Annotated in this window: 12 protein-coding genes; 4 read left to right on the top strand and 8 right to left on the bottom strand. The window is 53.3% G+C overall.

Translation table 11 applies throughout. The annotated features are described in order from the left end of the window. Positions 1-109 precede the first annotated feature (109 nt). From WDJ57_RS16185 to WDJ57_RS16175, 3 genes are all read left to right on the top strand, one after another. Entirely contained in the window at positions 110-1,276 is a 1,167-nt protein-coding gene (locus WDJ57_RS16185) for a glycosyltransferase family 4 protein (protein ID WP_338901917.1), read from the top strand. An 87-nt stretch (positions 1,277-1,363) separates the two neighbouring features. Beyond that, positions 1,364-2,554, top strand: a complete 1,191-nt coding sequence (locus WDJ57_RS16180) for a hypothetical protein (protein WP_338901916.1) — start codon at positions 1,364-1,366, stop codon at positions 2,552-2,554. 180 nt (positions 2,555-2,734) lie between these two features. Next, complete coding sequence (locus tag WDJ57_RS16175) at positions 2,735-3,688, top strand: hypothetical protein (RefSeq protein WP_338901915.1); 954 nt, start codon at positions 2,735-2,737, stop codon at positions 3,686-3,688. A gap of 64 nt (positions 3,689-3,752) precedes the next feature. Here WDJ57_RS16175 and neuC read toward each other — a convergent pair whose 3' ends face one another. The 3 genes from neuC to WDJ57_RS16160 form a co-directional block, all read right to left on the bottom strand. Next, the gene (neuC, locus tag WDJ57_RS16170) at positions 3,753-4,916 is read right to left on the bottom strand and encodes a UDP-N-acetylglucosamine 2-epimerase (RefSeq protein ID WP_338901913.1); all 1,164 of its coding nucleotides are present in this window, start codon (positions 4,914-4,916) and stop codon (positions 3,753-3,755) included. Further along, entirely contained in the window at positions 4,913-5,974 is a 1,062-nt protein-coding gene (neuB, locus tag WDJ57_RS16165; protein WP_338901912.1) for an N-acetylneuraminate synthase, read from the bottom strand. The genes neuC and neuB overlap by 4 nt, the downstream gene beginning before the upstream one ends. Positions 5,975-6,124: 150 nt before the next feature. Further along, a complete protein-coding gene (locus WDJ57_RS16160; RefSeq protein WP_338901910.1) occupies positions 6,125-7,321 on the bottom strand; it encodes a sulfatase-like hydrolase/transferase in 1,197 nt (398 codons plus the stop codon). A gap of 444 nt (positions 7,322-7,765) precedes the next feature. Here WDJ57_RS16160 and WDJ57_RS16155 point away from each other — a divergent pair, with 444 nt between their 5' ends. Beyond that, the gene (locus WDJ57_RS16155; RefSeq protein WP_338901909.1) at positions 7,766-8,632 is read left to right on the top strand and encodes a class I SAM-dependent methyltransferase; all 867 of its coding nucleotides are present in this window, start codon (positions 7,766-7,768) and stop codon (positions 8,630-8,632) included. Between the two features lie 81 nt (positions 8,633-8,713). On the opposite strand, the gene WDJ57_RS16150 is transcribed toward WDJ57_RS16155, so the two are convergent. The 5 genes from WDJ57_RS16150 to WDJ57_RS16130 all read right to left on the bottom strand — a co-directional run bounded on the left by WDJ57_RS16150 (position 8,714) and on the right by WDJ57_RS16130 (position 13,267). Then, positions 8,714-9,649, bottom strand: coding sequence for a Gfo/Idh/MocA family protein (locus WDJ57_RS16150; protein ID WP_338901908.1), 936 nt, complete (start codon positions 9,647-9,649; stop codon positions 8,714-8,716). Further along, the gene (locus tag WDJ57_RS16145) at positions 9,646-10,407 is read right to left on the bottom strand and encodes an SDR family NAD(P)-dependent oxidoreductase (protein ID WP_338901907.1); all 762 of its coding nucleotides are present in this window, start codon (positions 10,405-10,407) and stop codon (positions 9,646-9,648) included. Before WDJ57_RS16145 ends, WDJ57_RS16150 begins: the two co-directional genes overlap by 4 nt. A 37-nt stretch (positions 10,408-10,444) precedes the next feature. Continuing rightward, positions 10,445-11,143, bottom strand: coding sequence for an acylneuraminate cytidylyltransferase family protein (locus WDJ57_RS16140; RefSeq protein ID WP_338901906.1), 699 nt, complete (start codon positions 11,141-11,143; stop codon positions 10,445-10,447). A 70-nt stretch (positions 11,144-11,213) separates the two neighbouring features. Then, positions 11,214-11,990 carry an oxidoreductase gene (locus WDJ57_RS16135; protein WP_338901905.1) on the bottom strand — a complete coding sequence of 259 codons (777 nt, stop codon included), beginning with the start codon at positions 11,988-11,990 and terminating at the stop codon, positions 11,214-11,216. Between the two features lie 347 nt (positions 11,991-12,337). Beyond that, positions 12,338-13,267 (bottom strand): polysaccharide deacetylase family protein, encoded by a 930-nt coding sequence (locus WDJ57_RS16130; RefSeq protein ID WP_338901904.1) that lies wholly within the window; start codon positions 13,265-13,267, stop codon positions 12,338-12,340. Positions 13,268-13,408 lie beyond the last annotated feature (141 nt).

Genomic DNA, 13,408 nt, shown 5'->3' with positions numbered 1-13,408 from the left:
TGGATGAACGAGATCAAGACCGGCTTGTGAACGGGTCGCTCAGGAAACTCGTAGGCAGTAACTCGCTCCTCTATAACCGTCTCAAACGAAATAACGACCTCATCTGACGATGTCTGTATCACCTGGCAACGACCAACTGCGGATCCTTCGCGTGAGCAGCGATACCTATCCGGAGGTTACCGGTGGGCTTGGCCTTCACGTTCATCTCATGTCAAAGCGGCAGGCCGAACGAGGGCATGAAGTAACGGTACTAACCTCAGATCACGGCGCACACGATTTGCCGAGACGCGAGCGTCGAGAAGGATATAGGATCCAAAGACACCGAGAGTTAGTGAACATCTGTGGAAACAGTATCCCACCTGGGCTCGTGCGGATGATCTACAATGCCAGTGATCAATACGATATTATTCATGCACACTCGCACCTGTTCTTCTCGACAAACGTTGCCGCAGCACTCAGCTATGTTGACGATACGCCGTTGGTGATTACGAACCACGGTGTGCGGTCGCAAGTGGCGCCAGAGTGGATACAGCGCGTGTATCTGCCGACCGTCGCACGATTTACACTCAATGCTGCCGACCGGGTCCTTTGTTATACGGACACAGACCGACAGCGAATTAGAGAACTCGGGGTGGATTCAGCTACTGCCGTTATCAGCAATGGCGTCAACTGCTCTCGTTTCCGACCAATGGCCGTCAACGCGAATAGTTCTCAGCTCCTCTACGTGGGCCGACTCACTGAAGGGAAAGGCGTCGACGTCCTTATCAAAGCGTTCAGTCAGATCGCTTCTGTGATTCCCGAGGCAACCTTGCTTCTGGTTGGCGGTGGCACAAAAGAGACCGAACTCAAAGCACTCGCCGCCGAAGAAGGAGTTGCACAACAGGTATCCTTCACGGGCGTCGTTCCAAACGAGCAACTGCCGAAGCTCTACAATGAGAGTGCGGTGTTCGTCTTGCCAAGTTTCAACGAAGGATTCCCCCGAACCGTCATCGAAGCAATGGCCTGTGGAACGCCAATTGTGGTGACAGATCTTGAGCAGCTTCGATCTGTCGTTCCGGATGTCGGCCGCACTGTCCCGACCGATGACCCGACAACCCTAGCCAATGCAGTGGTCGAACTGCTGTCCGATGATGGACTGCGCCAGCAACTCGGAGAGACAGCACGTGATCTTGCAGTCAGTCGTTACTCTTGGGAGACTACCGTAGAAAAGACGATTGAGGAGTACTACGATTTGTTGAACTGTGGGCCTGCCGAAAAAGAGTCCGTCGTACAGTGAGCGGTGACTGAGTTCACTTGTCCGTGATGTCATATAGTGGTGGGGCTCACCGGAGATTTATCACGATGAGTCGTTTCGATAGTACGTATGAAATTGATAGTCCTGTCACCGTGCCCCCGTCATGCGTCTGGAAACGTCGGTGACCAACTCCTCCTCGAATCTGCACTCGAACTCATCGAGGAGATTCACGGCTCGACCGAGTTTGAGATTCACTGGCGAGGGGAGGATTTCACATCTCGCTTGGAGTATCTAAATAGCGCAGACGCTATCCTCCTCTGTGGATTCGAATATCCGGAAGTCACCGACCCAATCCAGTATCGTCTAACCGAAGACCTTGACAAGATCAAGCCGCCGATGATACCCCTCAGCGCAATTCACCGGTTTTTCCCCGGGGATAAAAAAGAACTCACAAAACAGCGGATAGACACACAGACCAGATCGTTCTTGGATAGAGTCATTCAGAACTGTCCGAATGAACAGATCCCAGTCCGAACAAACTGGGTCGGTCAAGTGTTGCGCCAGAATGACTTCCAGACGATACTTACCGGCGACCCGGCTTGGTACGACCCCGATTTCATCGGAGAGCCGTTTCACGCGCCGGATGAAATCAACCAGCTCGTATTTACAACGCCACACTCAACGCTGTATGTCGAACAAGCCAAGGAGCTACTTCAGCGGTGTTCGAGGGTTTTCCCGCACGCTGACCGAACCCTAGTGCTCCACTCTGCTCCAAATGACGTCGACCGTGAATTGAGCCATGCCGGACGTAAGTCAGGATGGCAGACTCACTATGCTAGCCATGAGGTCAACAACATCGATTTTTATCGTAACTCAGATCTTCACATCGGCTATCGGTTCCACGGGCACCTCGCTCATCTCCGATGGCGTCGCCCATCAGTAATTCTCGCCGAGGACTCGCGCGCCCAGGGGTTGAATGAGACGTTCGGTACTGCCGGCGTCCGAGCATTCGACCCGAGAGAGGGGCTCGTTCGGACACTGGGTGAGATACACGACTGGTTCCCTGTGCAGGGAATTTATTACTTTTTTAAAAATTACGGAGCCGATGATCTGCTGCCACCCCAACAAAGTCTCATCGCGGGACCAAATCCAACTGCGATTGACGAAGTCTTTGAGTTCGTCCAGGAACAACGATCAAACGACTGGAAAGCCTACACAGCAGTACGGGACACAATCGACGAGACATATAAAAACGGTATGAAACCGTTTCTGAAGTCTGCATTGATGCCCTTCAGGAAATCCGAGCAGCTCTCACCATGATCCAAATTATAGAGAGCCCAATTCTGAACTCGGTTGACACCGGGATGGCTGAACTCCCGCTGCAGTGCGCAAACGATGTCAAGTGCGTGGATAACGTCTATTGAACAACCACACGAACTGTTAGCTAGCCAGAAAGCACAATTATTGGTTGTGTGAAGTTAACAATACCCATCATCAAATATGAAAGTTGAATATTTAAAGGACAGGTACAGCGGAGAACGCATCTTTATTCTTGGAAATGGACCAAGTCTCAAACATACGCCCTTGGAGCGTCTCTCCGATGAGTATACCTTCAGTGTGAACAACATCGCGAATATTTTCGACCAGACAGACTGGCACCCATCATTCTATCTCGGCATCCATTCGCCGCCTAGTATACCAAAAAAGAACATCATGAAGATGGTTAATCTAGACATCCCCTGTTTTTTACCTATGGATGATCTGAACTTCGTTCCCGACCGTGATAACACGATGCGGCTTACACTCAAAAATCTGGTCGATATGGATAAGGTAGACATCTCTGTTTTGGACGTCAACTGGGAGTCGGTAGATGATTTCCACGACATCTGGTCTATAGACGTCACAGATATTGTCTATCACTACACGACTGTTCTGTATCCCGTGATGCAACTCGCTCACTATATGGGTTTTTCCGAGTTCTATTTGCTCGGGTGTGATATGTACGATGAGTGGAATTTGCACATGCTTTTCGACAAAGGAGACGATCCGGCACTCTTCCGATCCGACAAGCCTACGAAGATCGGTCGGATCTACGAGTTCTTCTCCTCAGCCGAGTATCCTCTCCGATCGTGTCTAAACGGCGTAGCCTACGAATTGTTAGATTCGGTGGTCTTTCGAAAGGCACAGCCACATCTCATGAAGATCGACGACTGCTTTGCCAACCCAGCACATTTCTACGACACGTATGACGTCGGGCAGTATCTCGCTGGTAACAAACGTCGAAACAAAGAGATATGTCAGAGCCACGAACTGGCGAGAGAGGCCTCCTCGAAATTAGGCTTCAATATCTACAATGCCACTCTGGGTGGAGATCTCGAAGTCCATCCGCGAGTAGACCTGTATGACCTCCTGAACATCAAACGACCACCGGAGCCCGAGACTACTATAAAGTAACAGACAGAGGACCGAACAAAAATGAGGCTTCTCTGCAGTCATCGACATCTGAGTGGTATCTGTTTTAATAGGTCAGCCGCTTCCGGAGCAGAGAGGGGTTCAACTCAACTGTCGCGAGGCGGTCTGCGATCTTTGAGCCCGCGCCGCCGTAGTCATAGGGATTCTCACACACGGCTACCTGCTCACGTAGTGCGTCGTTGGTGAGACAGTCGCGTACGGCGCTCCGAATCGCGTCTATCTCGTGTGGCACTTCGACAGTGTTCGCCGATCGCTGACGGCTGTTCTGTCGAGGGCCGATATCGACCACGGGTAAGTCGAGCGAGGGCGCTTCGATGATACCGCTACTCGAGTTTCCGACCATCGTATCGGCGGCGTCCATGAGACCGAGAAAGTCGTGCCGTGGGAGGTTGGGGAACGTCAGAATCGAAGATTCCGCTTCGAACCGATCAATTACGTCGATCATCCGCCGACTGCCAGGATCAGAATTGGGGTAGACAACGACGATGTCGGGAGCGGATTTAATGGATGTGACTGCTTCTAGCGTGGCCGCCATCTGGTTGCCAGCCTCCTCTGCCATCGTCGTGACAGGGTGTTGGACGACGAGGACGAGCGAGGGGTCTGCATCGATCCCATGCTCCGCCAGAACTGCGTCCGGATCAGTGTACTCTCTCTTTCTGATGGCGTCAAGTCCAGGTGCTCCGACTAAGGTCACTCGGGCGTCCTCCTCGCCCAGTTCGAGAATCCGATTGCGACTTCGTTCCGAGGCCGGGAAGTGAAGATGGGCAAACTTCGTCAGTGCATGTCGAATACTGTCGTCGATCATCGCACCTTCCATCGCATCGCCGCCGTGTATGTGTGCGACTGGGATGTTCATATGTGCTGCTGCGACTCCGCCTGCGAATGCCTCGTCACGATCACCGAGAACGAGAACGATATCAGGATCAAGATCCCCGTAACTCTCTGCGAGACCACTGATTCCAGCTCCGAGTTCCTTCGCCATTGTCAGGCCCGAATCACCGGCCATTTCAGTGTGTACGCGCTGCGACACGTCGAACCCATCAGCCTCGATGTCTTCGACAGTACAGCCGTGTCGAGGGTCAAGATGCATCCCAGTGGCGACCGTAGTCAACTCCAGTGTATCGTGTGCTTTGATTGCTGCCATCGAGGATTTGAGGAGCCCATATTCAGCTCTTGTACCCGTGACGACCGTGACTCGCCGGACACTCATTGGAGGTCCTCCTCGGTGATCGGTTCGTCACGATTCACTGCTGTTGCAAGGGATCGACCGATGGCTGTCTGGAGTTCTCCCGGCGAGATGCCGTCGGCGGGACGCTTGATCGTAATGTCATCTGGCGAGAGAGTAGTGTCGGTAGCAAGATCTCGTGCCGCATGTAGACTTTTTCGCGTGACTCGCTTCATCTCTTCCTCGCCGGGCGTCGGCCGCTTCTCCGGGGAGCCTCGGACAATTGCTGCCTCACGGGCAAGCGACACGGCCCGATCTAATTCTGCAGGTTCGAGTGACGCGTGGTGATCCGGACCCGGAAGCGACTGATCAAGCGTGAAGTGTTTCTCGACGATCAGCGCACCGGCTGCTGTGGCGTACCCCGGCGTCGTAAGCTGTGTCGTGTGATCCGAATACCCAACCGGTACGTCGAATTTCTCAGCCATCCGATTCATCGCCCTGAGGTTCACCGTCGAAGAAGCGGCCGGATACATGCTCGTACAGTGGAGAAGGGCCAGATCGACATTTGAATTCGTCTCCCGAATCGCGGTGACGGCGTCAGCGACTTCACCCATTGTGCCCATCCCCGTACTAACGATCATGGGTTTGCCGAATTCAGCGACGTGGCGTAACAGCGGATGGTTCGTCAGTTCCCCCGACCCAAGTTTAATTGCCGGGACACCCATCTCATTCACAATGTTAGCACTTATCCGATCGAATGGGGTTGAGAGAAAAGTTATCCCGCGGTTCTCAGCGTACTCTTGTAGCAGTTGGAACTCATCCTTCGACAACTCGTGTTCCTGCAGCAGTTCGTACTGCGAATCTACATTGGTACTCGCTTTTTGATAGTCGGCGGTCTTCGCCCCCTTGCTGACGAACCGGTTCGCGGTGAACGTCTGAAACTTCACTGCGTCTGCGCCGCTCCCTCGCGCAACGTCGATTAGTTCACGCGCTTGGTCAAGATCGCCGTTGTGATTGACGCCAGCCTCAGCAATGAAGTACACAGAGTCCGCATCAAGACTGTTCCTCTCAATATGTAATGACGGCTCTGAGTTGTGCATCATTCCTTCCATGTATTCTTTCCACTAATAACAGTTGGCACCAAAGAAGCCAACAAAGAGAGTGACTCGAGTCTTTAGCACTGTCTAATTGTATAAGATTAACCGACAGGGGGAATATTTGTTGGGTGCTTTGAAGCGGACACAGATTAAAAATCAAAGATACCCCATATCTTGGAGACGTTCCACAGTTTCGTCATCTAATTCACGATTGCTCTGCTCGCTCCTGCTAGTGAATAGCGTGTCGATACTGGCACGTGCATCATTGCGGTCGAAATTTGGCTTCCCATACGTTTGATGACCGGGCGCAAAGCGTCGAAATAAATCCCTAAGTCCACCGTTGTGGAGGAGTTGGTTTCCAATAGGGCTCTGCACCAGAAGAACCAGGTAGACGAGCAAGGTAGGGAAGTATCCGCCCTCAACGAAAACCTGACCGCCGTGCTTGTCCCACATACTCTGGACTGTGCGTTCGAAGGTGCCAATGTGGTCGATGGCAGGTTCTACTATGTTGGGGAGATCCCCGTAGCGGACGTGTTCGAAGTGATTATACCCTCGCTCTCGACCCTTGCCAAACGGCTTGCCTCGCATCCTCCCACAGTCGAGGGGTTGATCAAGGATTTCAGATGCAGTGGGAAGCAGGTCGATATGATGTAAAAGGGAATCCATATGACCTTCATCCAGATCTGGATGAATGAACGTTGTCGGAACATAGACGATCTCTGGCGTCGCGAGATGCGTATGTCCGAAGAACCCATACTCGCCGAGCAATTCCCCGTGATCACTTGTATAGATGACGAGTGTCTCATGCCTCAAATTTCGATCATCGAGTACCTCCAAAACCCGTTTGAACTCGGCAAAAGAGCGTTCGACGCCCCTCGCGTAGTCCTCACGTGCTTTTTTTGGCTCGTCAGAGATCTCCCGAAGATATTCGACTGCAGTTTGGTCACAGTACTCGTAGGTATCCCACTCGAACCCGTTGTAAGGCGCGTGACCGCCAGGACGACGAACGATGTGAAAAAACGGAGGCTCCACCGCTTCAACTGACTCACGTGGTGGATTTCGAAATATGTCGGCGATAGAGTGATTCATACCGCCTTCTTCCGCGATGGTTACGTTGTGTCTTCTCCCGCCGAAGACAGACTGAACCGTTGATGGAGCAGTGTGTTTGAAGCTCAAAATGCCGTTCTCTGGGGGGTAGAGGCCAGTAAGTATACTACCAAAGGACGTTGGGGTATGCGTCGATGCAGCGACTGTCTTGTACGTTGGACCGAGTGACGCCAGTTCATCAACTATCGTTTCGTACCGAACGGCGTCGTCAACGTACAGGAGGACGTTTCGAATTCTATTGCCCATAGTATAAAACTCAGATGGAATGGTTATGAGGCTTTTCTGTCGTTGAAACGAGATACAACCTGTTGACTGAGGTACGATGTGCCCTTCAGCACGATATCTGTAGATCAGCTCTGTCGCGGTACGAGCAATGCATCAGTAACATCCTCCACCAATGCTGTGTATTGCGCCTGTTCAGCGGAAGGATCACAGCACAAGTTCAAGAACAATCTTTAATGTCTCTTTGCTCTCGGGCTTGTACTTGGTACATTGGGTACACCCCCTTTCGTTCCTGGGTCGCCCACGCAGGACGACTCTTCAGTGCAGGTTGCTTCGAGTGCGTGGCTATAACATCGCTCGGAAGTAGTGTTCGATTAGCCGACACACTAATGTTAATCGGTGCATTTCGGGCAAACACGGTGCGTCAAAAATGCTGTCTCCTGCAAAAACCCGCCAAGGGGATAATTGATGCGTATTCCACAACCAGAGGACTTTGAGGCGATCACCAACTGGGGAATGGTCGAGAACCCACACGCGGCCATCGACGATTTCTCTGAAGAAAAAGAACAGAGCCGGTGGAACAACGATTACCACTGCCGAGCGCGTCAGGTATACATCCAAAACCAATCTGAGGAAGCCGTCAACAACCCTCAATCATATCACCGAACAGTCGAACGTCCGATTGACCGGACAAAGTGGGAATATCTCAAGTGTAGAAAAGCGTGGTTCCACCCCCCAGTCGGGTGGAACCGGTTCAGCGCGCCGGGCGTCTCAAGAATCGTTGACTTCGGATGTGGGGACGGCGACCTCACGCAGCGCGTCGCGGATCACATCGCTGGAAACTGGTTGCGGGCAGGGTACGACGGCTTTCCGATTGAGATTGTCGGAGTTGATATCAACGAATCCCGCCTCAGCAACGCCCGCTCTCACACCCAATCGCCTCACGATGCTATCACGATGCGGTTCGAACAGGCAGACATTCTGGATGGTGTCATGTACGATGACGATTACTTCGACTACGGCCTCATGATCGGGTTCTTGGAACTATTCGACGACAACCAGCTCGAGAATGTGTTGACTGAGGTAACGCGACTCACAGCCGGCGGATTCTACATTCGAGACATCCTCGACGATTACCCCGGGATGTACCCGCGTCCCGAACTCGACTCGCTTCTCAGCGAACGAGGTTTCACGGTCCAAGAACAGCACAAAATCCTCAAAGAACCCTTCAGCAAGGATGGAACCAACGATCCGTTAGCCGTCTGGCCGATGGATCTCAATCAAGTTGCGTTCGCTAGCGCGGACTCCCTGACACCGCCTGAAGAGAGATATTGATATTCGCCAAGTCGCGCGAAACTCTGAAAGTCACTCACGCTGTCTGCCCGCCTCAACGAGGTAACAATTTGTAATAGGACTTCAGAGGTCGACAGTACTTATTTTGATAACTTCGTCAGAAACGTGGGCCCGTCGACCAGCGATAAGCGTTCGGATGACAGTCAGTGTCTCTTCCGGTGGGATAGCCGGGGATTTGGTTCGAATACTCTGGATGAAATGATAGAGTGTCCGCCTGAATGCCTGAAAGTTATCGGTGAGTTCGTGTCTTGTCGTCTTCTCCGAACCATAAATATCGATGTCGAACACGACGGGTGCATCTCCCAGGGCGTCGATCTGAATCGAATAGGCCGCGTCGGTCTCAATGGTCAGTGATTCGTGATCTGACGGCGTTGAGAAAACCGCTGTTGGTTGGGCGTCGACGACCGAGAGGATTGCCTCGAGGACGTGAATACCATAGTGCGTCCAGTCGAAGACAACACTTCCACGAACAGCTCTTAAGTCGCCGTAGGCTGCAAGATCACTCCGTGCATCGTCGAGTTCACGCGCGTACCGCAGCCCGGAGCAGGACATCAGCTGACCACTCCGGAGCGCTGGCTCGAACGCTGCGAGCTCCTCTACATCCATCGTCAGGGGTTTGTCAATGAACACAGGGGTATCGGCGTCAAGGAATGGCCGGGCGAAGTCAAGGTGAGTTTCATAGTCGTCTCGGAGGAGTAATATCCCGTCTAACTCGAGGTCAATCAATCTCTCAGGATTGTCGACTGTATGTGGAATCTTGGCGGCAGCACGGAGTTTTTCTGTTTCTTCTGGATCCTGGGTCCAAGCGTGGCTGACTTCGACGTTGCAGAACCCAAACTCCGCCGGATCGCGCTCCTCAAGATAATCGAGGATGACTTCCCACTCCGATTCGGCGAAGCCATCGGCCGAATAGCCGTTGACGATTGAAGCGAACGAGTACGGGTGGCCATTCCCCTTACTGATTCCGATAACGCCCAACCGAAGATCATCCTGGCTCATGGCTTGGGTCGGTAGGGCTCCCTGTCGAGTACACGCGTCATCTGCTCACTTCCGATCCCTTCCATCCACTGGACGTCGCCTAATTCGGGGAACAACGGGACTTCGTAGCCGAGCCAAAAGAACCGCCCAGTTGGACCGTCCTCGTCTATGGAGAGGAGGTAATCGACAGTAGGATGGCACGCGGCGGGATCGAGCGGCCCCTCCGGCGCCATCTCCGTTCGACACGGGCCGGGGCTCATCAGGTTGATCTTGATGTTTTCATCTTCCCACTCCGCTGCCGCCGTCACGGTCAGGCTGTTGAGTGCCCCTTTTGAACTGCTATATGGCCCAGCGCCCTCCGGACAGTTCAGCGGCGCTCCAGAGGTAACGTTGATGACACGCCCAAACCCCGCGTCTGCCATGCCGGGAAGGACCTCTTGGAAGAGCACAATGGGTGCGAGCGCGTTAACCCGCATCGAGCGGAGCACTTCTTTAGGATCAAGGTGGGCAATCTCCGCACTGATGTTGATACCAGCGTTGTTGATGAGATACAGCGGATCACCGTGTGTTTCCCGGATCTCGGCCATCCGATTCCGGATAGTGTCGAATTTCTGGAGATCAAGTGCATACGGCGTGACGTCGGGGTTCTCGTCGAAGGCTGCTTCCATTCGTTCGATTCGGCGAGAAAGGGCGATAACGTGGTACTCATCAGCGAGATGATGTGCAAGCGAGCGACCGATTCCGCTACTCGCCCCTGTCAGTACGAGTGGTTCCGCCATGGCGGAGCATGGCCTTGATTTCACATAAATGACTGGGTCAATGACGTCTGTCGGCGATCAGGCGAGCGAATTCGAGGTCAAGAGGTTGGTCAATATCCACAGAACGCTCGGGCGGCATTGTGATCGCCCCAGAGTGGCCAAACAATAAAGCCGGTCCGCTGTCGGGGAGCGCGTCCATGACGAACGCGTACACGCCGCCATTCAGTTCATACGCCTCGGGCAACGCCTGCCGCGGTTGCCAGGGACTTGCGGCGTCGGTGACCGTCCGCGGCTGATTATCTTCGATAGTCCAAGCTCGGTGCGGATTGAGTTTTGCGTCCGTGAAGCTGGCAACCGAATCGAAGTTCTCTTTCATGAGCAGGTCAAGAGCCGACTGGACATCCTTGGGGGCGCGAAACGGACACGTCGGTTCCAGCATCGCCATATACTTCGCTTGTTCGCCATCGCGCCGAAGTTTCTTGATGAGGTCTCTGAGCGTGTCGATAACCAACGCGTCGTCGGCTGCCAGCCGAGCAGGGCGCTCAGAGACCTCTGCCCCGTACTCTTTTGCGACGGCTGCAATCTCGTCACTATCCGTCGACACAATCGTTCGCCCGATTGCGTCTGTTTCGATTGCGACCTCGATCGACCAGGCCAGAAGTGGCTTTCCGCCGACCTCGCGGACGTTCTTTCGTCGCACCGACTTGCTTCCTCCACGTGCAGGAATGGCCGCTACGACGCGCTCTGCATTACTCATACTGTAACACTACGGGACTCTCAAAAAAAGAAGGGGGGCACTTAGTCATGCTCTCCTGACCTCGGGATGACTAACAGATAGTCCATCCGCCGTCGACAAGGAGATTGTGACCCGTTACGTATCTGGATGCGTCCGACGCCAGAAATATAATGGGGCCTTTGAAATCCTCGGGTTCAGCCATCCGACCGAGCGGCGTCCGGCGCTTGTACTCCTCGACGAAGCGCTGAGCCTGGTCGTTGAAAATCCCACCTGGACTCAGTGCGTTTGCACGGATTCCGAACTTCCCGAGATACGAGGCGAGATATCGCGTGAGGTTGATGACGCCCCCCTTGATACCTGCATACTCGACTGGACTCGTCATGTCTGTCCCTTCGTAGATAGAGAAATCCGGCGCTTGAGTGCCGTACGTCGATCCGATGTTGATAATGCTCCCACCATTGCCGTCCGTCATCATCAGCTTCGAGACGGTATAGGAGGTAAAGAAGTACCCGTCAAGGTGCATATCGAGGTTCTGTCGCCAGTTATCAAACGTCACCTCTTCGTACCGCTGTCCGTACGTATCAGTTCGGGGGTAAGCACTGTTGACAAGAACGTCGATTCCATCGTAAGTCTCGTGAACGTCCTGAATCGTTCTTTTGATTGACTTCTCCGACGTGATATCCAACTCTCGGAACTCGGCGTCGGAACCAAGATCACTTGCCAACGCAGATCCAGCTTGAACGGCTGTATCGCCGATTACCACCGAGGCGTCGTGTTCAGCGAGTCCCTCAGAAAGCGCGCGGCCGAGCAGACCGGCACCGCCGGTTACGAGCGCGACCTTTCCGCTCAGGTCGAACAGGCTTGCCATGTTGGTAGTGGTATTGCCTACAATAAATAGCTAGATATAGTGCGCTAGCGTCACAGGAAGGAATGCAATTCGAACGTGCCACTTGTACCAATGAATCCAACATTACGTCAGTAGGTAACGAGACGTTGACCGACGACGGGTGAAACTGTTCTCAATGTCGGTTGCGACACGAGGGATCTAGAATTGATTCCAACAAAGCGTTAGAGAACTACAAGAGCAAGGGATTGCAGAAAGGGAGGGAGGCCCCGAGATTATGATGTCCTGCTCAGCGAGCCCACCGCTGACGCATTTGATGATTCTCTCACGAACGAGTCCGCTCTCACGACCACAAAGCCGCGCTTGAGAGCTTAGGCAATTGATGCTTCGCCGTGTTCGTACTCATTGCAGTCTTTGCGGGGTAACGTAAGGGGTGCCGTTTGCATGTCATCCGGGGAGAAATTTCCAGCTTCGGTAGTGAAGGCGAGATCGCAGTCTTCCTTATCGAGTATACTCACTGTTGTTTTGTTGTACATCTCCGAGCCACCGTAGGGGTACGCGAAAGTGCGTACCGGTGGATCAGCGACATCCTGAATAAACTCGAGCGAACGATGGATCTCTTCACGCTGTGCTTCCGGTGACAGTCTCGACAGTGCCGGGTGAGTGACTGTATGCCCGCCTAAGAGCATCCCCGCCTCAGAGAGTTCGCGGAGTTGTTCACGAGTCATATAAAACTCAGCTGGGTCGACCTGCGTTGTCCCAGCCACACGATCATTCAGTTCCTCGAATATCGCCGGCAAACGGTCGTATGGGACGAGATAGTTCAATCCCCGTTTGAATCTCTGCGTTCTCTCCGCCGAGTCGTACTCCGAGTAGATCTCTCCGAATTCCTCAACTCCTGCGTCAGTGATATCCGACTCGTCGACGATATCCTCGTACACGTCGATTAACTCTTTATGGTCGACAGTTCCCAGTATTGAATGGATACGATGGACAGGCAATAGATGTTTCTGGAGCGGTCCAGATATGAAAAATAGCCCCCAGAGGCCTCGTCGCCGCAACTCCGGCAGCACCCACTCGTGGTGATCCCGCAAGCCATCGTCGAAGGTCAGGATGATCCCTTCACCTGTGGAACCAGTCTCGCCGTTCAGACATGACAAGAAGGTTTCCCGGCCGACGAACCCGTATTCTTCTTCGAAGTAATCGAGTTGACGCCTGAAATCCTCGAGATCGAGGTAGTAATACTCGTATGGCGGCTGATCCGTGTTCGGCCGGACGTAGTGATACATCACTGCCTGCATGTGTGAAGCTATACGCACCACCGAATAAAGAATTTATTTCGTGTCGCAGTTCGGTAACCGACGCTGTACAGGGACGTCTGCCGTTGCAAATCCATCTGTCAACAGGCCTTGTCGTAGATTACATTCATTCTACCCGATAAG

This window comes from Salinibaculum sp. SYNS191, assembly GCF_037338445.1.
In the GTDB taxonomy this organism is placed as follows: domain Archaea; phylum Halobacteriota; class Halobacteria; order Halobacteriales; family Haloarculaceae; genus Salinibaculum; species Salinibaculum marinum.
The sequence above is the reverse complement of the archived record's forward strand: the minus strand, read 5'-3'. Positions and strand labels throughout refer to the sequence as shown.

Bases quoted from the DNA above. Each gene is read 5' to 3' on its own strand.
- WDJ57_RS16140 (WP_338901906.1), bottom strand. From the start codon at position 11,143: ATGAGTAATGCAGAGCGCGTCGTAGCGGCCATTCCTGCACGTGGAGGA.
- WDJ57_RS16135 (WP_338901905.1), bottom strand. From the start codon at position 11,990: ATGGCAAGCCTGTTCGACCTGAGCGGAAAGGTCGCGCTCGTAACCGGC.
- WDJ57_RS16180 (WP_338901916.1), top strand. From the start codon at position 1,364: ATGAAATTGATAGTCCTGTCACCGTGCCCCCGTCATGCGTCTGGAAAC.
- neuC (WP_338901913.1), bottom strand. From the start codon at position 4,916: ATGAGTGTCCGGCGAGTCACGGTCGTCACGGGTACAAGAGCTGAATAT.
- WDJ57_RS16155 (WP_338901909.1), top strand. From the start codon at position 7,766: ATGCGTATTCCACAACCAGAGGACTTTGAGGCGATCACCAACTGGGGA.
- WDJ57_RS16130 (WP_338901904.1), bottom strand. From the start codon at position 13,267: ATGCAGGCAGTGATGTATCACTACGTCCGGCCGAACACGGATCAGCCG.
- WDJ57_RS16185 (WP_338901917.1), top strand. From the start codon at position 110: ATGTCTGTATCACCTGGCAACGACCAACTGCGGATCCTTCGCGTGAGC.
- neuB (WP_338901912.1), bottom strand. From the start codon at position 5,974: ATGATGCACAACTCAGAGCCGTCATTACATATTGAGAGGAACAGTCTT.
- WDJ57_RS16150 (WP_338901908.1), bottom strand. From the start codon at position 9,649: ATGAGCCAGGATGATCTTCGGTTGGGCGTTATCGGAATCAGTAAGGGG.
- WDJ57_RS16160 (WP_338901910.1), bottom strand. From the start codon at position 7,321: ATGGGCAATAGAATTCGAAACGTCCTCCTGTACGTTGACGACGCCGTT.
- WDJ57_RS16145 (WP_338901907.1), bottom strand. From the start codon at position 10,407: ATGGCGGAACCACTCGTACTGACAGGGGCGAGTAGCGGAATCGGTCGC.
- WDJ57_RS16175 (WP_338901915.1), top strand. From the start codon at position 2,735: ATGAAAGTTGAATATTTAAAGGACAGGTACAGCGGAGAACGCATCTTT.